This window comes from Solwaraspora sp. WMMD406, from assembly GCF_029626025.1.
Lineage (GTDB): Bacteria > Actinomycetota > Actinomycetes > Mycobacteriales > Micromonosporaceae > Micromonospora_E.
Genome location: NZ_JARUBF010000001.1, coordinates 6,348,497 through 6,363,257, shown reverse-complemented (window position 1 = coordinate 6,363,257; position 14,761 = coordinate 6,348,497). Strand labels below are relative to the sequence as shown.

Here is a 14,761-nt window from a genome sequence, read left to right as displayed (position 1 = left end):
GAACGGACCCGGATCGTCGGGGTAGGTGTCGCCGGCCACGTCGCGGGGTAGCCCCAAACCCGACCGGCCGGGAGCGCCGGAGGAACCGGCGAGGAGGTGCGGGTGTCGATCGACGACTGGTTTCTGACCGGGGAGCAACGCGACAATCCCGCCTCCGCGCTGCCGGCCTGGTGCGACGGCAACCAGGTGCGCGTACACGTGCACGGGGCGGCGTACTTCGACCGGCTGGTCGAGGTGGTCGACGCGATGCGCGACGGCGACCAGCTCTTCTTCACCGACTGGCGGGGCGACCCCGACCAGCGGCTGCGCCCGGCCGGGCCGACCGTGGCCGAACTGCTGTCCACCGCCGCCGAACGCGGTGTGCTGGTCTGCGGCCTGGTCTGGCGCTCGCACCTCGACCGGCTGATCTACAGCGCCGAGCAGAACCGCAACCTCGCCGACGAGATCAACGACGACGGCGGGCAGGTGCTGCTCGACCAGCGGGTACGCCGGTTCGGATCGCATCACCAGAAGCTGGTGGTGGCCCGCCACCCCGGCCGACCCGAACGGGACGTCGCGTTCGCCGGCGGGATCGACCTGTGCCACAGCCGCCGGGACGACGCCGACCACCACGGCGATCCGCAGCCGGTGAGCATGTCACCCCGGTACGGCGACCGACCGCCCTGGCACGACATCCAGCTCGAACTGCGTGGCCCGGTCGTCGCCGCGCTCGACCTGACCTTCCGGGAACGCTGGGACGACCCGACCGTACTGCGGCGGGGGAACCCGGTCGCGATGCTCCGTGACCGGCTCGCCGGCCGCCCGAGCACCGGCCGACCGCTGCCACCGCCGTCGGCGACCGCGCCGCCACCGCCGTGCGGTCCGCATCGCGTGCAGGTGCTGCGCACCTACCCGGCCACCCCACACCCGTACCCGTTCGCGCCGGATGGCGAACGGACGATCGCCCGGGGCTACGCCAAGGCGATCCGGCGCGGCAGACGGTTGATCTACCTGGAGGACCAGTACATGTGGTCCGCGCAGGTGGCCCAGCTGTTCGCCGACGCCCTGCGGGACAGTCCCGACCTGCATCTGATGGTGGTCGTGCCCCGCCACCCGGACGTGGACGGCCGGCTGGCCCTGCCACCGAACGTGGTGGGTCGCGAGTACGCCATCGACGTCTGTCGCCGGGCCGACCCCGACCGGGTGCACGTCTTCGACGTGGAGAACCACGCCGGCACCCCGGTCTACGTGCACGCCAAGGCGTGCGTGGTCGACGACGTGTGGGCCTGTGTCGGCAGCGACAACTTCAACCGTCGGTCCTGGACCAACGACAGCGAGCTGTCCTGCGCCGTGCTCGACGACACGCCCGATCCGCGAGCACCACGTGACCCGGCCGGACTGGGTGACCAGGCCCGGGTCTTCGCCCGCGACCTGCGGCTCACCCTGATGCGCGAGCACCTGGACCGGGCAGCGGACGGCAGCCAGGATCACGATCTGCTCGACCCGACCGACGCCGTCCGGGCGGCCGGTGCCAGCGCCGACGCCCTCGACGCCTGGTACGCCCACGGTCGGCGCGGCCCGCGTCCACCCGGCCGGCTGCGCCGGCACGATCCGGCGAAACTGTCCACGTTCACCCGCGCCTGGGCGACCCCGCCGTACCATCTGTTCTACGACCCGGACGGCCGACCGCGCCGGATGCGCCGCACCGCGACCTGGTGATCGTCGGCCGCCGCGACCTGGTGATCGTCGGCCGCCGCGACCTGGTGATCGTCGGTCGTCGCTGACGTGACCCGTTTGAGGTGACCGTCCGGGCGGGTAGCACAGCCGGTCATGCCGCTTGCTGCCGAAGGATCCGTCGGGGTCGAGGTCGCCCGAGGGGTCACCGACTTCGGCGGCCACACCATGCTGGTACGGGTACTGCTGCTGGCAACGGTGTACCTGCTGATCCGCCGCCGGCCCCGGCTCGCCGGCTACGTCGTGGTCACCGCCGGCGGGGCGGTGGCCTACCGCTGGCTCGACCTGGGCTTGCCCAGCGGTCAGGCGGTCGCCTCGGTCGTCGCGTACGGCGTACTGCTGCTGGTGTTTCTCCCGGCGGTGGCACCTCGGTGGCGCATCCCGACGGCCGGTGCGGCGGCATTGCTGGTCGTCGTGCTCGACGTGCTCCGTGTCCTGCTCGGTGGCCCGCTGCTCGGCGCGATCGGCGCCGGTTGGCTGCTCGGCCTGGTCTGGTTGGCGACGACGGTCGCCGGCTACCGCTGGCTGACCGGCGACGACCTGTGGCGCGCAGCGGTCGGCGGACCGGATCGATCCCAGGTCGATCATGGGCTGCGGGCCGCGCCGGACGAGCGGACCGTCCTGCCCCGGCCGTGGCGGACCGCCGCCTACCTGCTGGCGGCCTGGGCGCTGATCCTCGGCCTGCTGATCGGCGTCGGTCTGCTCGTCACCGGCCCGCTGACCGGCTCGGCGCTGCTCGCCGCCGACCAGGCGGCGGTGGAGTGGTTCGTCGCACGACGCGACAGCGCGCTCGATCCGATCGTGGCGGCCGGCAACCGGTTCGGCGACACGAACTGGTCGATGGCCGGCGCGCTCGGTGTCGGTGTGGTCGTCGTCGCGGTACGCCGCCGACTGCGGCCGGTGGTGTTCCTCGTCGCCGTGATGGCCGGCGAGATCACCTTGTTCCTCGTCTCCTCCGGCGTCGTCGGCCGTGACCGGCCCGAGGTGCCGCACCTGGGGGAGGAGGTTCCGCCGACGGCGGGTTTCCCGTCCGGGCACGTGGCCGCGCCATTGTCGCTCTACCTCGCGCTGGCCCTGCTGGTCTGGCACTGGTCTCGGGGCTGGCCGCGCTGGACGGCGGTCGCGGTCGCGGTGCTCGCGCCGACCGGGGTGGCGCTGTCCCGCCTCTACTGGGGTGTGCACCATCCGTTGGACCTGGTCGGCAGTCTGCTGCTCGGACTGTGCTGGGTCGCGGCGTGCTGGTGGGCGATCCGCCCGACCGACGAGTCGCCGATGACCACCGGTGCGGTACCGACGTCAGCCGGCGACCGACGCCGGCGAGCTGAGGTCGAGGGCGGCGACCGGCCGGCCGTGCCCGCGCAACCCCTGCGCCGGCCGGACCGGTCGGGTAGGCGAGGATGACCGGGTGGAAGCTCTCAGACTCGTACTGCTCTATGCGCACCTGATCGGTTTCGCGTTGCTGCTCGGCGGCGCTGTCGTCCAATGGCAGAGTGGCCGGATCCGGATCAACTCGGCCATGTTGTGGGGTGCGGTCATCCAGGTCGTCACCGGCATCGGCCTGTCCGCGCCGCTGCGCGACGGCGACGAACCGGCTCCCGCGAAACTCGTTACCAAACTGGTGCTCGCGCTCGCCATCCTGGCGATGGTGTTCTTTTCCCGCAAGCGCGAATCGGTCAACAAGGGCCATTTCCTGGCAATCATCGTGCTGACCCTCGTCAACGCCGCCGTGGCCGTCTTCTGGCGTTGACGCACCGTCTGGAACGGTTCACCGGCGGTGTCGCCGCTGGTCAGGGTGACTGCCGGGTGAACCGGACGCGACCCGACACGGCCCGGCGCGGCCCCGGTTAGGGTCGGCGCTGGAGGCCGGCAGGCGTAGCAGAGGTGACCTTCGTACGGGACAGTCACACGAGGGTAACGGCGGCTCAACAGTCGTGCACGATTGTCTGCCGGGGGACGGGAGGACGCGTACGCTCCCGTCCAAAGTACGTCCGGTCCGATCGGCCGGGTGGGGAACGCTAAGCCGCGACAGTGGCGGTGTGCAAATGGAAGGAGACCGTCTTGCGCTCTACGCGTGGGATGCGGATCGTCTCGGTGGTCGCGGCTGGCGGGCTCGTGCTCGCCGCGTGCGGTGAGGCGCCCGATAACGAAGGCACTGGTGGAGAGGCCACCGAGGCGTACAAGGCGTGCATGGTGACCGACGTCGGCGGCATCGACGACCGGTCCTTCAACGCCTCGGCCTGGGCGGGCATCGAGGCGGCGGAGAGCGAGAACGACGCGATCGAGGGCGACTACGTCGCCTCCAGCGCCGAAGCCGACTACGAGCCGAACCTGACCGGCTACGTCAACCAGGACTGCAACTTCATCCTGGCCGTCGGCGGTCTGATGGGCGACGCGACCCAGGCGGTCGCCGCCGCCAACCCGGACCAGCAGTTCGGCATCGTCGACGCCAAGATCGAGGCGACGAACGCGTACCCGATGCAGTTCGACACCGCCCAGGCCGCGTTCCTCGCCGGCTACCTGGCGGCCGGCTTCTCCGAGAGCGGCATCGTCGGCACCTACGGCGGTCTGCCGATCCCGCCGGTGACCATCTTCATGGACGGCTACGTCGACGGCGTCGCCCACTACAACGAGGTCAAGGGCACCGACGTGCAGGTCCTCGGCTGGGACAAGGCAGCCCAGAACGGCTCCTTCACCAACGACTTCGTCAAGCAGGACGAGGGCAAGAAGGTCAGCGACAGCCTGGTCGCCCAGGGCGCCGACGTGATCATGCCGGTCGCCGGTGGCGCCGGCCTCGGCACCGCCGCCGCCGCGCAGGCCGCCGGTGGCGCGTACAGCGTGATCTGGGTCGACGTCGACGGCTGCGAGAGCGCCGAGCAGTACTGCGACGTGTTCCTGACCACCGTGGTCAAGAACATCCCGGACGCCGTCAAGCAGGCCGTGTTGGCCGGCTCCAACGGCGAGGAGCTCAGCTCCGACCCGGGCTACCTGGGCAACCTGGAGAACGAGGGCGTCTCGCTGGCCCCGTACAACGAGTTCGACGACCGGGTCAACGGCGACCTCAAGGCGGAGATCGAGCAGCTCAAGGCCGACATCATCGCCGGCACCATCGAGGTCACCTCCGCGGCGCAGCCGGAGTAACGACCGCCGGCGCGCCGGTCACCGGCGCGGCACGCGAAACCCGCCCCTGTCACCTGGGATTTCTCGCCGGGTGACAGGGGCGGCGTCAGCCATCGACCCGTCCGGGCGCACGCCGGTGGCCCGGAGGTCTCCCAGGAGGCTCCGCTGAGACTCGAACTGCGCGGCATCACGAAACGCTTCGGCGACCTGGTCGCCAACGACCATATCGACCTGACCGTCGAACCCGGCGAGATCCACGCCCTGCTGGGCGAGAACGGTGCCGGAAAATCCACCCTGATGAACGTCCTGTACGGCCTACTGCAGCCGGACGAGGGCGAGATCCTCGTCGACGGCACCCCGATCAAGATCCGCAACCCCCGGGACGCCATCACCGCCGGCATCGGCATGGTGCACCAGCACTTCATGCTGGTCCCGGTGCTCACCGTCGCCGAGAACGTCATGCTCGGCGCCGAACGTACCCGGGGCGGACTGCTCGGCTTCCTCGACCAGCGCAAGGCCCGCGCGGAGGTGGTCGACGTCTCCAACCGGTACGGCCTGGCCGTCGACCCGGACGCGGTCATCGAGGACCTGCCAGTCGGCATCCAGCAGCGGGTCGAGATCGTCAAGGCCCTCACCCGCGACGTCGACCTGCTGATCCTCGACGAGCCGACCGCGGTGCTCACCCCGCAGGAGACCGAGGAACTACTCGCCGTCATGCGCTCGCTCAAGGCGGCCGGCAAGTCGATCGTCTTCATCACCCACAAACTCGGCGAGGTCAAGGCGATCGCCGACCGGATCACCGTGATCCGGCGCGGCCGTACCGTCGCCACCGCCGAACCGACCGCCAGCCGCGACGAACTGGCCGCGCTGATGGTCGGCCGCAACGTCAGCCTGACCGTGGACAAGACCCCGGCGCAGCCCGGGGAACCGGTGCTCGACATCGCCGGGCTGGTCGTCGACGACGACCGGGGCGTGCGCGTCGTCGACGGCGTCGACCTGACCGTACGGGCCGGTGAGGTGCTCGGCATCGCCGGTGTGCAGGGCAACGGCCAGACCGAACTCGTCGAGGCGATCATGGGTCTGCGGCCGGTGCTGTCCGGCGACGTCAGCCTCAACGGCGAGCGGATCGACGGCTGGAGCACCAAACGGGTGCTGCGGGCCGGGGTCGGCTACGTGCCGGAGGACCGCAGCGTCGACGGGGTGGTCAAGGAGTTCAGCGTCGCCGAGAACCTGGTGCTCGACCTCTACGACCAGCCGCCGTACGGCTCCGGGCTGGTGCTGCGCCCGGCGGCCATCGCCGCCTCCGCGCAGGAACGGATCGCCCAGTTCGACGTACGCACGTCGTCGGCGCAGGCCCCGGTGGCCACCCTGTCCGGCGGCAACCAGCAGAAGGTGATCGTGGCCCGGGAACTGTCCCGGCCACTGAAGCTGTTCATCGCCGCCCAGCCGACCCGGGGCGTCGACGTCGGCTCCATCGAGTTCATCCACAGCCGGATCGTCCACGAACGTGACTCCGGCACCGCCGTCCTGGTCGTCTCCAGCGAACTCGACGAGGTGATCGGGCTGGCCGACCGGGTCGCGGTGATGTATCGCGGTCGGATCATCGCCGTCGTGTCGCCGGACACCCCCCGGGAACAGATCGGCCTGCTGATGGCCGGCGTCACCGCAGCGCCGGGATCGGACCCCGCAGCGCCCGAGTCGAAACCCGGCCCGACCGAGTCGGAGCCCGGCTCGGCGGTAGACCAAGAAGGGACGCAATGACCAGCGAGAACGGCTCGCCGGCGGGCTCGCCGGACAAGCCGCCCGCCGGCGTCGAACCGGCCGCCGCCGCGCACGACGCGGCCGCCAGCGACGCCGCCAGTCCGGACACCCCGACACCGGAAGCCGGCCAGCCGGCCACGGTGCCGACCGGCGGACCGGCGTCCGACGCCGACGAATCCCTCGGGCAGCGTTTCCTGCACCACCTCTGGGCCGCCAACACGGTCACCGTCACCGTGCTCGCCCTGGCCCTCGCGGTCGTCATCGGCGGCGTACTGATGATCGTCTCCGACGCCGACGTGCTGGCCACCTACACCTACCTGTTCGCCCGGCCCGGTGACGCGTTCAGCGCCAGCTGGACGCTGGTCAGCGAGGCGTACGCCAACCTGTTCAAGGGCTCGGTGATCAACCCCGAGACGGTACGGGCGTGGACCGCCGGCGAGGCCGAGTGGACCGCGGTGCTCCGGCCGATCTCCGAGACGCTGACCTACACCACCCCGCTGGTCTTCACCGGACTGTCGGTGGCGCTGGCGTTCCGGGGCGGCCTGTTCAACATCGGCGCCCAGGGACAGGCGATCATCGGCGTCATCGTGGCCGCCCTCGCCGGTTTCCTGCTGCCGCTGCCGCTGGTGCTGCACGTGATCGTCGCGGTGGCGGCCGGAGCGCTCGGCGGCGCGCTGTGGGGCTTCTTCCCCGGCTTCCTCAAAGCCCGTACCGGCGCCCACGAGGTGATCACCACGATCATGCTCAACTACATCGCGCTGTACTTCCTCACCTGGATCATCGTGCAGCCCGGCGTGCAGAACCCGGACCGGCCGGACGCGATCAGCCGGCCGGTGGAGACCACCGCCCAGCTGCCCCGGCTGCTCGGCGACGGCCTGCGGGTCCACGCCGGCATCCTGGTGGCCATCGCCGCCACCGCCGCCATCGCGTGGCTGCTCAACCGGTCCACGTTCGGCTTCGAACTGCGCGCCGTCGGCGCCAACCCCGACGCCGCCCGGACCGCCGGGATCAGCGTCACCGGCACGTACGTGCTGCTGATGGTCGTCGCCGGCGGCCTGGCCGGACTCGGCGGTGCCACCATGGTGCTCGGCAGTACGGCGAACGCGTTGACCCCGCTGGTCGCCGCCCAGATCGGCTTCGACGGCATCCTGGTCGCCCTGCTCGGCCGGGTCAAACCCTGGGGGGTCGCGCTGGCGGCGCTGCTGTTCGGGGCGCTGCGGGCCGGCGGAAACGCCATGCAGTCCGGCTCCGGCATCTCCCTGGAGCTGGTCACCGTACTGCAGGCACTGATCGTCATCTTCATCGCCGCCCCCGCTCTGGTGAAGGCGATCTTCCAGCTCCGGGCGGCCCGGTCCGCCCGGTTGCAGACCAGCATGGCGAAGGGCTGGTGACCGGAGTTGTCCACCATGGTCGTCACTGATACTCCGGTGACCGTCGCGGAGCGTTTCTGGAACCGTACCCGGATGACCGGGGTCGGTCTGGTCGCCGCCGGCGGCGTCGCCACGGCCGTCTTCGGCACGTTGGCCGACTCCCAGGAGGCCCGGTTCACCCTCAGCGAGACCGCCGGCGGGGCGGCGCTGCGGATTCCCGGCACCCTCGGCGCGGTCCTGTTCGGCCTGATCGCCGTAGTCGCCGGGGTCGCCCTGCTCAGCCCGTACGGTGCCCGCTGGTTCACGCCGCTGCTCGCCGTCGGCGTCGTCGGCTTCGTGGTCAGCTTCCTCTGCTGGCAGATCTCCACCGCCCCGACCGGGCAGAACTTCATGCCGATGGTCAACATGGTGCGCGGCACGTTCCTGCTGGCCCTGCCGCTGATCTTCGGCTCGCTCGCCGGGGTGCTCTGCGAACGCTCCGGCGTGGTCAACGTGGCCATCGAAGGCCAGCTGCTGATGGGTGCCTTCGCCGGCGCGTTGATCGGCACCATGTCCGGCAGCGTCTGGGTCGGGCTGATCGCCGCCGCCCTCGGCGGGGCGTTCATCTCGCTGCTGCTCGCCCTGTTCGCCATCCGCTACCTGGTCGACCAGGTCGTCATCGGGATCGTGCTCAACCTGTTCGCGGTCGGTCTGACCGGGTTCCTCTACGAGCGGCTGATGCAGACCGACCAGCCGGCCTACAACCAGCCGCCGCACTTCGGCACCTGGGAGATTCCGCTGTTGTCGCAGATCCCGGTGATCGGGCCGGCGCTGTTTCGCGGCAACATCTTCCTCTACCTGGCGCTGATCCTGGTCGTGGTGATCAACGTGGCGTTGTTCCGGACCCGGTGGGGGCTGCGGACCCGGTCGGTCGGCGAGCACCCGATCGCCGCCGACACCCTGGGCGTACGGGTGCTGGGGTTGCGCTACCGCAACGTGCTGCTCGCCGGCATGGTCGCCGGGGTCGGCGGCGGGTCGTACACCCTGCTGCTTTACTCGTTTACCAAGAACATGATCGGCGGCAAGGGCTTCATCGCGCTCGCCGCGCTGATCTTCGGCCGGTGGAGCCCGACCGGGGCACTGCTGGCGTCGCTGTTCTTCGGCTTCGCCGACCAGCTCGGTGCCTACCTGGGGGCGATCAGCAGCGCGATCCCGAGCCAGTTCCTGGCGATGCTGCCCTACCTGGCGACGATCCTCGCGGTGGCCGGGCTGGTCGGGCGGGTACGGGCACCGGCCGCCGACGGCAAGCCCTACATCAAAGCCTGATCACCGCCGTCTACCGTTTACCACTGACCGGTCGGGTGCCCGGTCCCCGCCGGGAGGCGGGCACCCGCCGGTCGGTGACCGCGGTGCCCGGTGTCCGGCCGGGCGCAGGGTGAAGGAGGACAGCCGTGGAGATCGACTGGGTGGAGCTGCGGCGGGCGGCGACGGAAGCGATGCGCCACGCGTACGCGCCGTATTCGAGCTTCCCGGTCGGCGCGGCCGGGCTCGTGGACGACGGCCGGGTGGTGGTCGGCTGCAACGTGGAGAACGCCGGGTACGGTGTCGCGCTCTGCGCCGAGTGCGGGGTGGTGTCGTCGCTGCACAGCACCGGCGGCGGTCGGCTGGTGGCGCTGTCCTGCGTGGGCGGCGACGGCCGCCCGCTGATGCCCTGCGGCCGGTGCCGCCAACTGCTCTGGGAGCACGGCGGCCCGGAATGCCTGGTGGAGGCCTTGCCCGCACCGCTGACAGTGGCGGAGTTGCTGCCCCACGCGTTCGGCCCGGCGGACCTGGCGGCGGCCGCGCTGACCGCGCCGGCGGACCGTAGCCGGGTCGGAGCCGAGCACATCGGCCGCTCCGACGCCGCCGGCCGGGCGGTGGTCGCTCCGGACACGGCGGTGCCCGCCCGGCTGGCCCGCTGGCGGGGGCGGGGCACCGTCTTCGTGCACCCGGACTCGGCCGGCGGCGAGGTGGTCTGGACCGGCTACTGGGAGCGTTCGGAGTCCACCGGCGGGACCGCCGACTCGGGCATCCTGGAGGAGGCGCCGAGCTGGCCGTCGGCCGAGTCGGCGGTGGCCTGGGGGCGGGCCCGGACGCACCGGGTGGTCGTGGTCGACGCCGACGGCACGGTCTCCTGGGCCGGCGAGGGGGACCCGCCGGCCGAGGTGAGCACCCGCTGGGCCGGCTGAGCACCCGCTGGCCGGCCGAGCAGGCTGGCCGTTGCCCGACCTGCCACACCGATCTACCACACCGATCCGCGCGTGTCCGCGTGCGGTGCCGACGAGAGATGGTGACGACGTTGTCCGACGATAGGGCGCAGGTCGGCGTGGCCGCCGGTAGCGCGCAGGTCGGCCCGACCGCCGTGGACGTGATCCGGACCAAGCGCGACGGCGGTCGGCTCAGCGACGCGCAGATCGACTGGATCGTCGCCGCCTACACCCGGGGCGACGTCGCCGACGAGCAGATGTCGGCGCTCGCCATGGCCATCCTGCTGCGCGGGATGACCGCCGGGGAGATCGCCCGCTGGACGGCCGCCATGATCGCCAGCGGCGAGCGGCTGGACCTGTCGGGAGTCGCACGGCCGACGGTCGACAAACACTCCACCGGCGGTGTCGGCGACAAGATCACCCTGCCGTTGACCCCGCTGGTCGCCGCCTGCGGGGCGGCCGTACCGCAGCTGTCCGGCCGAGGGCTCGGCCACACCGGCGGTACGTTGGACAAGCTCGAAGCCATCCCCGGCTGGCGGGCACAGCTGACCAACGCCCAGTTCGTCCGGCAGCTCCGTGACATCGGGGCCGTCGTCTGCGCCGCCGGCGACCACCTGGCGCCGGCCGACCGCAAGCTGTACGCCCTGCGCGACGTCACCGCCACGGTCGAGGCGATACCACTGATCGCCAGCTCGATCATGAGCAAGAAGATCGCCGAAGGCACCGAGGCGCTGGTCCTGGACGTCAAGGTCGGCACCGGCGCGTTCATGTCCTCCGTCGCCGACGCGCGGGAACTCGCCCGTACGATGGTCGACCTCGGTGCCGCACACGACGTGCGGACCGTCGCCCTGCTCACCGACATGTCCACCCCGCTGGGCCGGACCGTCGGCAACGCCATCGAGGTGGCCGAAGCGGTCGAGGTCCTCGCCGGCGGCGGACCCGCCGACGTGGTCGAACTCACCCTCACCCTGGCCCGCGAGATGCTCGACGCCGCCGGGCTGACCGACGCCGACCCGGCGGCCGCGCTGCGCGACGGCCGGGCGATGGACAGCTGGCGGGCGATGATCAGGGCACAGGGTGGCGACCCGTCCGCGCCGCTGCCCGTCGCCGCCGAGGCCGAGCTGATCCGCGCCGACCGGGACGGCTACGTGGCGGCGGTGGACGCCCGTACCGTCGGGGTCGCCGCCTGGCGTCTCGGCGCCGGCCGCGCCCGTAAGGAGGACCCGGTGAGCGCCGCCGCCGGGGTGATCCTGCACCGGCGGCCGGGCGACGCGGTCCGGGCCGGCGACCCGCTGCTGGAACTGCGCGCCGACACGCCCGACCGGATCGCCGACGTGCTGCCGGGCATCGCCGACGCGGTACGGCTGACCGACCAGCCGCCACCCGACGGCGATCTCGTGATCGAGCGGATCGGTTGAGCCGCCGGTCGTCCGCCGGACGTGACCGGTAGTGGCGCCGTCGACCGTGACCGGCAGTGGCGCCGTCGACCGTGACCGGTCGTGGCACCGCTGTCGGCGAGCGGATATCCTGCCTCGCCAGGGGGGTAGTCCAGGAGAAGACCGACGCCGACTAGCAGGGAACGAGGCCTGTGACCGTACTCGCTCCTGACCCCCGGGCCATTCGCGCGGAGAGTCTCGACGAGCTGCGTCGGCTCCGCCTACCGCTGCCGCCTGCGCAGTTCCCGCTGGTCTGGGAACCAGGTGACGCGGTCGAGTTGCGGCCGACCGCCGAAATCGAAGCCCGGACCGCGATCCTGCACCTGGTCCTGGCCCGCTGTTTCGGGATGCCGCCGCAGGCGGCGATGAGCTGGTTGCTCGGCTCGCATCTGGTCGAGTTGGTCACGCCGCCGGAATGGCAGTTCGTCATCGGCGGCCGAGGCGACCATCGGTCGTTCGTCCTGCACCACGACGCCATCTTCGCGCTCGCCTGGGTGCTCGGGCTGACCCGACATCTCGACCCGGTCGCCGCCTCGGACGACCGGCTGATGTCGCTGCTGCCGAACCTGCCAGCGGGGGAGACCTTCGCCCAGTGGCGGTCCCGGACGCTCGTCGCGCCGCGTGACGCGGCGGAAGCCGCAGTGCTGCTCGACTTCTACTACTGTCTCGACTGGGGATATCTGGAGGCGGAACGACGGGGCGAACCGCTGCCCGGAGTGGTCGACGCCAACGCGATCGGACAGCGCCGATGGGCACTGGAATGGGCGGTGATATTTCGCGGCCCGTACCACGATCCACCCGCCGGCTGGGAGGAGATCGACCTTTCCACCTGAGCGACCCGGACTCTCCGTCGTTCGGTAGTTGATAGGTCGTCCTGGTGAACGGTCAGTCGGCCTGGTAGACGGTCAGTCGGACCGCCGTGGTCACGCCGATCGGTTCCGGCAGCCCGGCGATTCGCTCGGCGAGCCCGCCCGGATCCGCGTGCCGCGCGCTGGGGCCCATCGCCACGACGGCCTCGGCCCCGGCCCGGTCCAGCTCCAGCCGATCGTGGATCGTCGCGCTCTGGCTCGGGCGGAAGTAGCGGCCGAGCGCCGCCGCCACCCGTGCCTCCTTCTCCGGATCGACCCGCAGCAGTCGCAGCGCGTCGACCAGTTCACCGAGATGATCTGGTTCCGGGGTGACCACGATCAGCGCTCCACCCGGGCGCAGGATCCGGGCGAACTCGGCGCCGTTACGCGGGGCGAACACGTTGAGTACCAGGTCCGCGCAGCCGTTGACGATCGGCAGCGAGCGCCACGTGTCGCACCGGACCGCGCCGCTTCGGGGGTGGGCCCGTGCGGCACGGCGTACCGCCGCCTTGGAGATGTCCAGGGCGAGGCCGTGACCGTCGGTCCGGGCGTCGAGTACGGCGGACAGGTAGGCACCGGTTCCGGCCCCGGCGTCGACGACGAGCGGCTGACCGGCGGGCGGCTGACCGGCGGGCGGCTGACCGGCGGGCCTCGCGATGACGTGGAGGTGTGCGCTGGCCGCTCGTACGACGCTGTCCCGGACCGCCGCGAAATTACCGGCGGCCAGGAACCGGTCCCGGGCCGAGACCATCTCGGTGGTGTCGCCGCCGTGGGTCACCGCGCCGGGCAGCAGGTCGACGTGGCCCTGGCGGGCGACGTCGAAGTGGTGTCCGGTCGGGCAGCGCAGCGTCCGCACCGTGCCGGCTTCGGCCGCAGTGCTGCCGGCTGCGGCGTTGCCGGCGGTGGTGCTGCCGGCGGCGAACGGCTGACGGCACAACGGGCAGCGCAGGTACGGCACCAGGTCGGCGAGCATCGCCTGTCATCTTGCCGGCCGGGGTTTCTCGCCGTGCGTCCTGGTCGGGGTGTCGGGCTCGGGTGCCGGGCCCGGGTGCCGGGCTCGGTGTGGCCGACACGAGTGCGTACGGTCACCCACTACCCTGCCATCCATGGTGGCTGTTTCGTTTGAGGAGATCGTCCGGGCGCCGAAGGCGTTGTTGCATGACCATCTGGATGGGGGGTTGCGTCCGGAGTCGGTGGTGGAGTTGGCCGATGAGGTGGGTCATGTGTTGCCGGTGGCGGATCCGGTGGGGTTGGGTCGGTGGTTCGTGTCGGCGGCGGATTCGGGGTCGTTGGAGCGGTATCTGGAGACGTTCGCGCACACGGTGGCGGTGATGCAGACGGAGTCGGCGTTGTTTCGGGTGGCGTCGGAGTGTGCGGTGGATCTGGCGGCGGACGGGGTGGTGTACGCGGAGGTGCGGTTCGCGCCGGAGCAGCATCTTGAGCGGGGGTTGGGGTTGGGTGCGGTGGTGGAGGCGGTGTTGGCGGGGTTCGCGGATGGGTGTGCGCGGGCGGCGGGGGCGGGTCGGGTGGTGCGGGTGGGGACGTTGTTGACGGCGATGCGGCATGCGGCGCGGTCGCAGGAGATCGCGGAGTTGGCGGTGCGGTATCGGGATGCGGGGGTGGTGGGGTTTGATATCGCGGGGGCGGAGGCGGGTTTTCCGCCGACTCGGCATTTGGATGCTTTTGAGTTTTTGCAGCGGGAGAATTTTCATTTTACGATTCATGCGGGTGAGGCTTTTGGGTTGCCGTCGATTTGGCAGGCGATTCAGTGGTGTGGGGCGGATCGGTTGGGGCATGGGGTGCGGATTGTGGATGATGTGGAGGTGGGTGCGGATGGTGGGGTGCGGTTGGGGCGGTTGGCGGCGTATGTGCGGGATAAGCGGATTCCGTTGGAGTTGTGTCCGTCGTCGAATGTGCAGACGGGTGCGGTGGGTTCGATTGGTGAGCATCCGATCGGGTTGTTGCGTGATTTGCGGTTTCGGGTGACGGTGAATACGGATAATCGGTTGATGAGTGGGACGTCGATGTCGCGGGAGATGTGGTTGTTGGTGGAGGCGTTTGGGTGGGGGTGGTCGGAGTTGCGGTGGTTGACGGTTAATGCGATGAAGAGTGCGTTCATTCCGTTCGATGAGCGGTTGGCGATCATCGACGACGTCATCAAGCCGGGCTACGCGAAGCTGCTGGCCTGACCTTGGCCGCCGGCCGTGGTCCTGGCCGACCAGTCCCTGACAAAGGCCTGGTAGGGGCCTGCCGACCGGCCGTCCGGTCGACGCCGGATCGGCCGGACGGAC

General features: G+C 71.1%; 12 protein-coding genes. 11 read left to right on the top strand and 1 reads right to left on the bottom strand.

The window, feature by feature from the left end:
* The first annotated feature begins 102 nt into the window (after nt 1–102).
* From O7632_RS28340 to O7632_RS28295, 10 genes are all read left to right on the top strand, one after another.
* On the top strand, nt 103–1,698 hold the full coding sequence (locus tag O7632_RS28340) for a phospholipase D-like domain-containing protein (RefSeq protein ID WP_278118739.1): 1,596 nt from the start codon (nt 103–105) through the stop codon (nt 1,696–1,698).
* A 111-nt stretch (nt 1,699–1,809) separates the two neighbouring features.
* On the top strand, nt 1,810–3,114 hold the full coding sequence (locus O7632_RS28335) for a phosphatase PAP2 family protein (protein WP_278118737.1): 1,305 nt from the start codon (nt 1,810–1,812) through the stop codon (nt 3,112–3,114).
* A 4-nt stretch (nt 3,115–3,118) separates the two neighbouring features.
* Entirely contained in the window at nt 3,119–3,460 is a 342-nt protein-coding gene (locus tag O7632_RS28330) for a hypothetical protein (RefSeq protein WP_278118735.1), read from the top strand.
* A gap of 329 nt (nt 3,461–3,789) precedes the next feature.
* Complete coding sequence (locus tag O7632_RS28325) at nt 3,790–4,851, top strand: BMP family ABC transporter substrate-binding protein (protein ID WP_278120462.1); 1,062 nt, start codon at nt 3,790–3,792, stop codon at nt 4,849–4,851.
* A 144-nt stretch (nt 4,852–4,995) separates the two neighbouring features.
* Entirely contained in the window at nt 4,996–6,591 is a 1,596-nt protein-coding gene (locus tag O7632_RS28320; RefSeq protein WP_278120460.1) for an ABC transporter ATP-binding protein, read from the top strand.
* On the top strand, nt 6,588–7,982 hold the full coding sequence (locus O7632_RS28315) for an ABC transporter permease (protein WP_278118733.1): 1,395 nt from the start codon (nt 6,588–6,590) through the stop codon (nt 7,980–7,982). Before O7632_RS28320 ends, O7632_RS28315 begins: the two co-directional genes overlap by 4 nt.
* Before the next feature lie 15 nt (nt 7,983–7,997).
* Nucleotides 7,998–9,266, top strand: coding sequence for an ABC transporter permease (locus O7632_RS28310; protein ID WP_278118731.1), 1,269 nt, complete (start codon nt 7,998–8,000; stop codon nt 9,264–9,266).
* A 125-nt stretch (nt 9,267–9,391) separates the two neighbouring features.
* The gene (locus O7632_RS28305) at nt 9,392–10,168 is read left to right on the top strand and encodes a cytidine deaminase (RefSeq protein WP_278118729.1); all 777 of its coding nucleotides are present in this window, start codon (nt 9,392–9,394) and stop codon (nt 10,166–10,168) included.
* A gap of 137 nt (nt 10,169–10,305) precedes the next feature.
* Nucleotides 10,306–11,604, top strand: a complete 1,299-nt coding sequence (locus tag O7632_RS28300; protein WP_347403649.1) for a thymidine phosphorylase — start codon at nt 10,306–10,308, stop codon at nt 11,602–11,604.
* A gap of 170 nt (nt 11,605–11,774) precedes the next feature.
* Nucleotides 11,775–12,455, top strand: coding sequence for a DUF4272 domain-containing protein (locus O7632_RS28295; protein WP_278118724.1), 681 nt, complete (start codon nt 11,775–11,777; stop codon nt 12,453–12,455).
* A gap of 52 nt (nt 12,456–12,507) precedes the next feature.
* Here O7632_RS28295 and O7632_RS28290 read toward each other — a convergent pair whose 3' ends face one another.
* Nucleotides 12,508–13,443, bottom strand: a complete 936-nt coding sequence (locus tag O7632_RS28290) for a putative RNA methyltransferase (protein WP_278118723.1) — start codon at nt 13,441–13,443, stop codon at nt 12,508–12,510.
* A gap of 133 nt (nt 13,444–13,576) precedes the next feature.
* On the opposite strand from O7632_RS28290, the gene O7632_RS28285 reads away from it, so the two are divergent.
* Nucleotides 13,577–14,659 carry an adenosine deaminase gene (locus tag O7632_RS28285; RefSeq protein WP_278118721.1) on the top strand — a complete coding sequence of 361 codons (1,083 nt, stop codon included), beginning with the start codon at nt 13,577–13,579 and terminating at the stop codon, nt 14,657–14,659.
* The last annotated feature ends 102 nt before the right edge of the window (nt 14,660–14,761 follow it).

Excerpts from the sequence above, each read along its gene's own strand:
- O7632_RS28335 (WP_278118737.1), top strand. The coding sequence starts at position 1,810 with ATGCCGCTTGCTGCCGAAGGATCCGTCGGGGTCGAGGTCGCCCGAGGG.
- O7632_RS28325 (WP_278120462.1), top strand. The coding sequence starts at position 3,790 with ATGCGGATCGTCTCGGTGGTCGCGGCTGGCGGGCTCGTGCTCGCCGCG.
- O7632_RS28315 (WP_278118733.1), top strand. The coding sequence starts at position 6,588 with ATGACCAGCGAGAACGGCTCGCCGGCGGGCTCGCCGGACAAGCCGCCC.
- O7632_RS28310 (WP_278118731.1), top strand. The coding sequence starts at position 7,998 with ATGGTCGTCACTGATACTCCGGTGACCGTCGCGGAGCGTTTCTGGAAC.
- O7632_RS28290 (WP_278118723.1), bottom strand. The coding sequence starts at position 13,443 with ATGCTCGCCGACCTGGTGCCGTACCTGCGCTGCCCGTTGTGCCGTCAG.
- O7632_RS28285 (WP_278118721.1), top strand. The coding sequence starts at position 13,577 with ATGGTGGCTGTTTCGTTTGAGGAGATCGTCCGGGCGCCGAAGGCGTTG.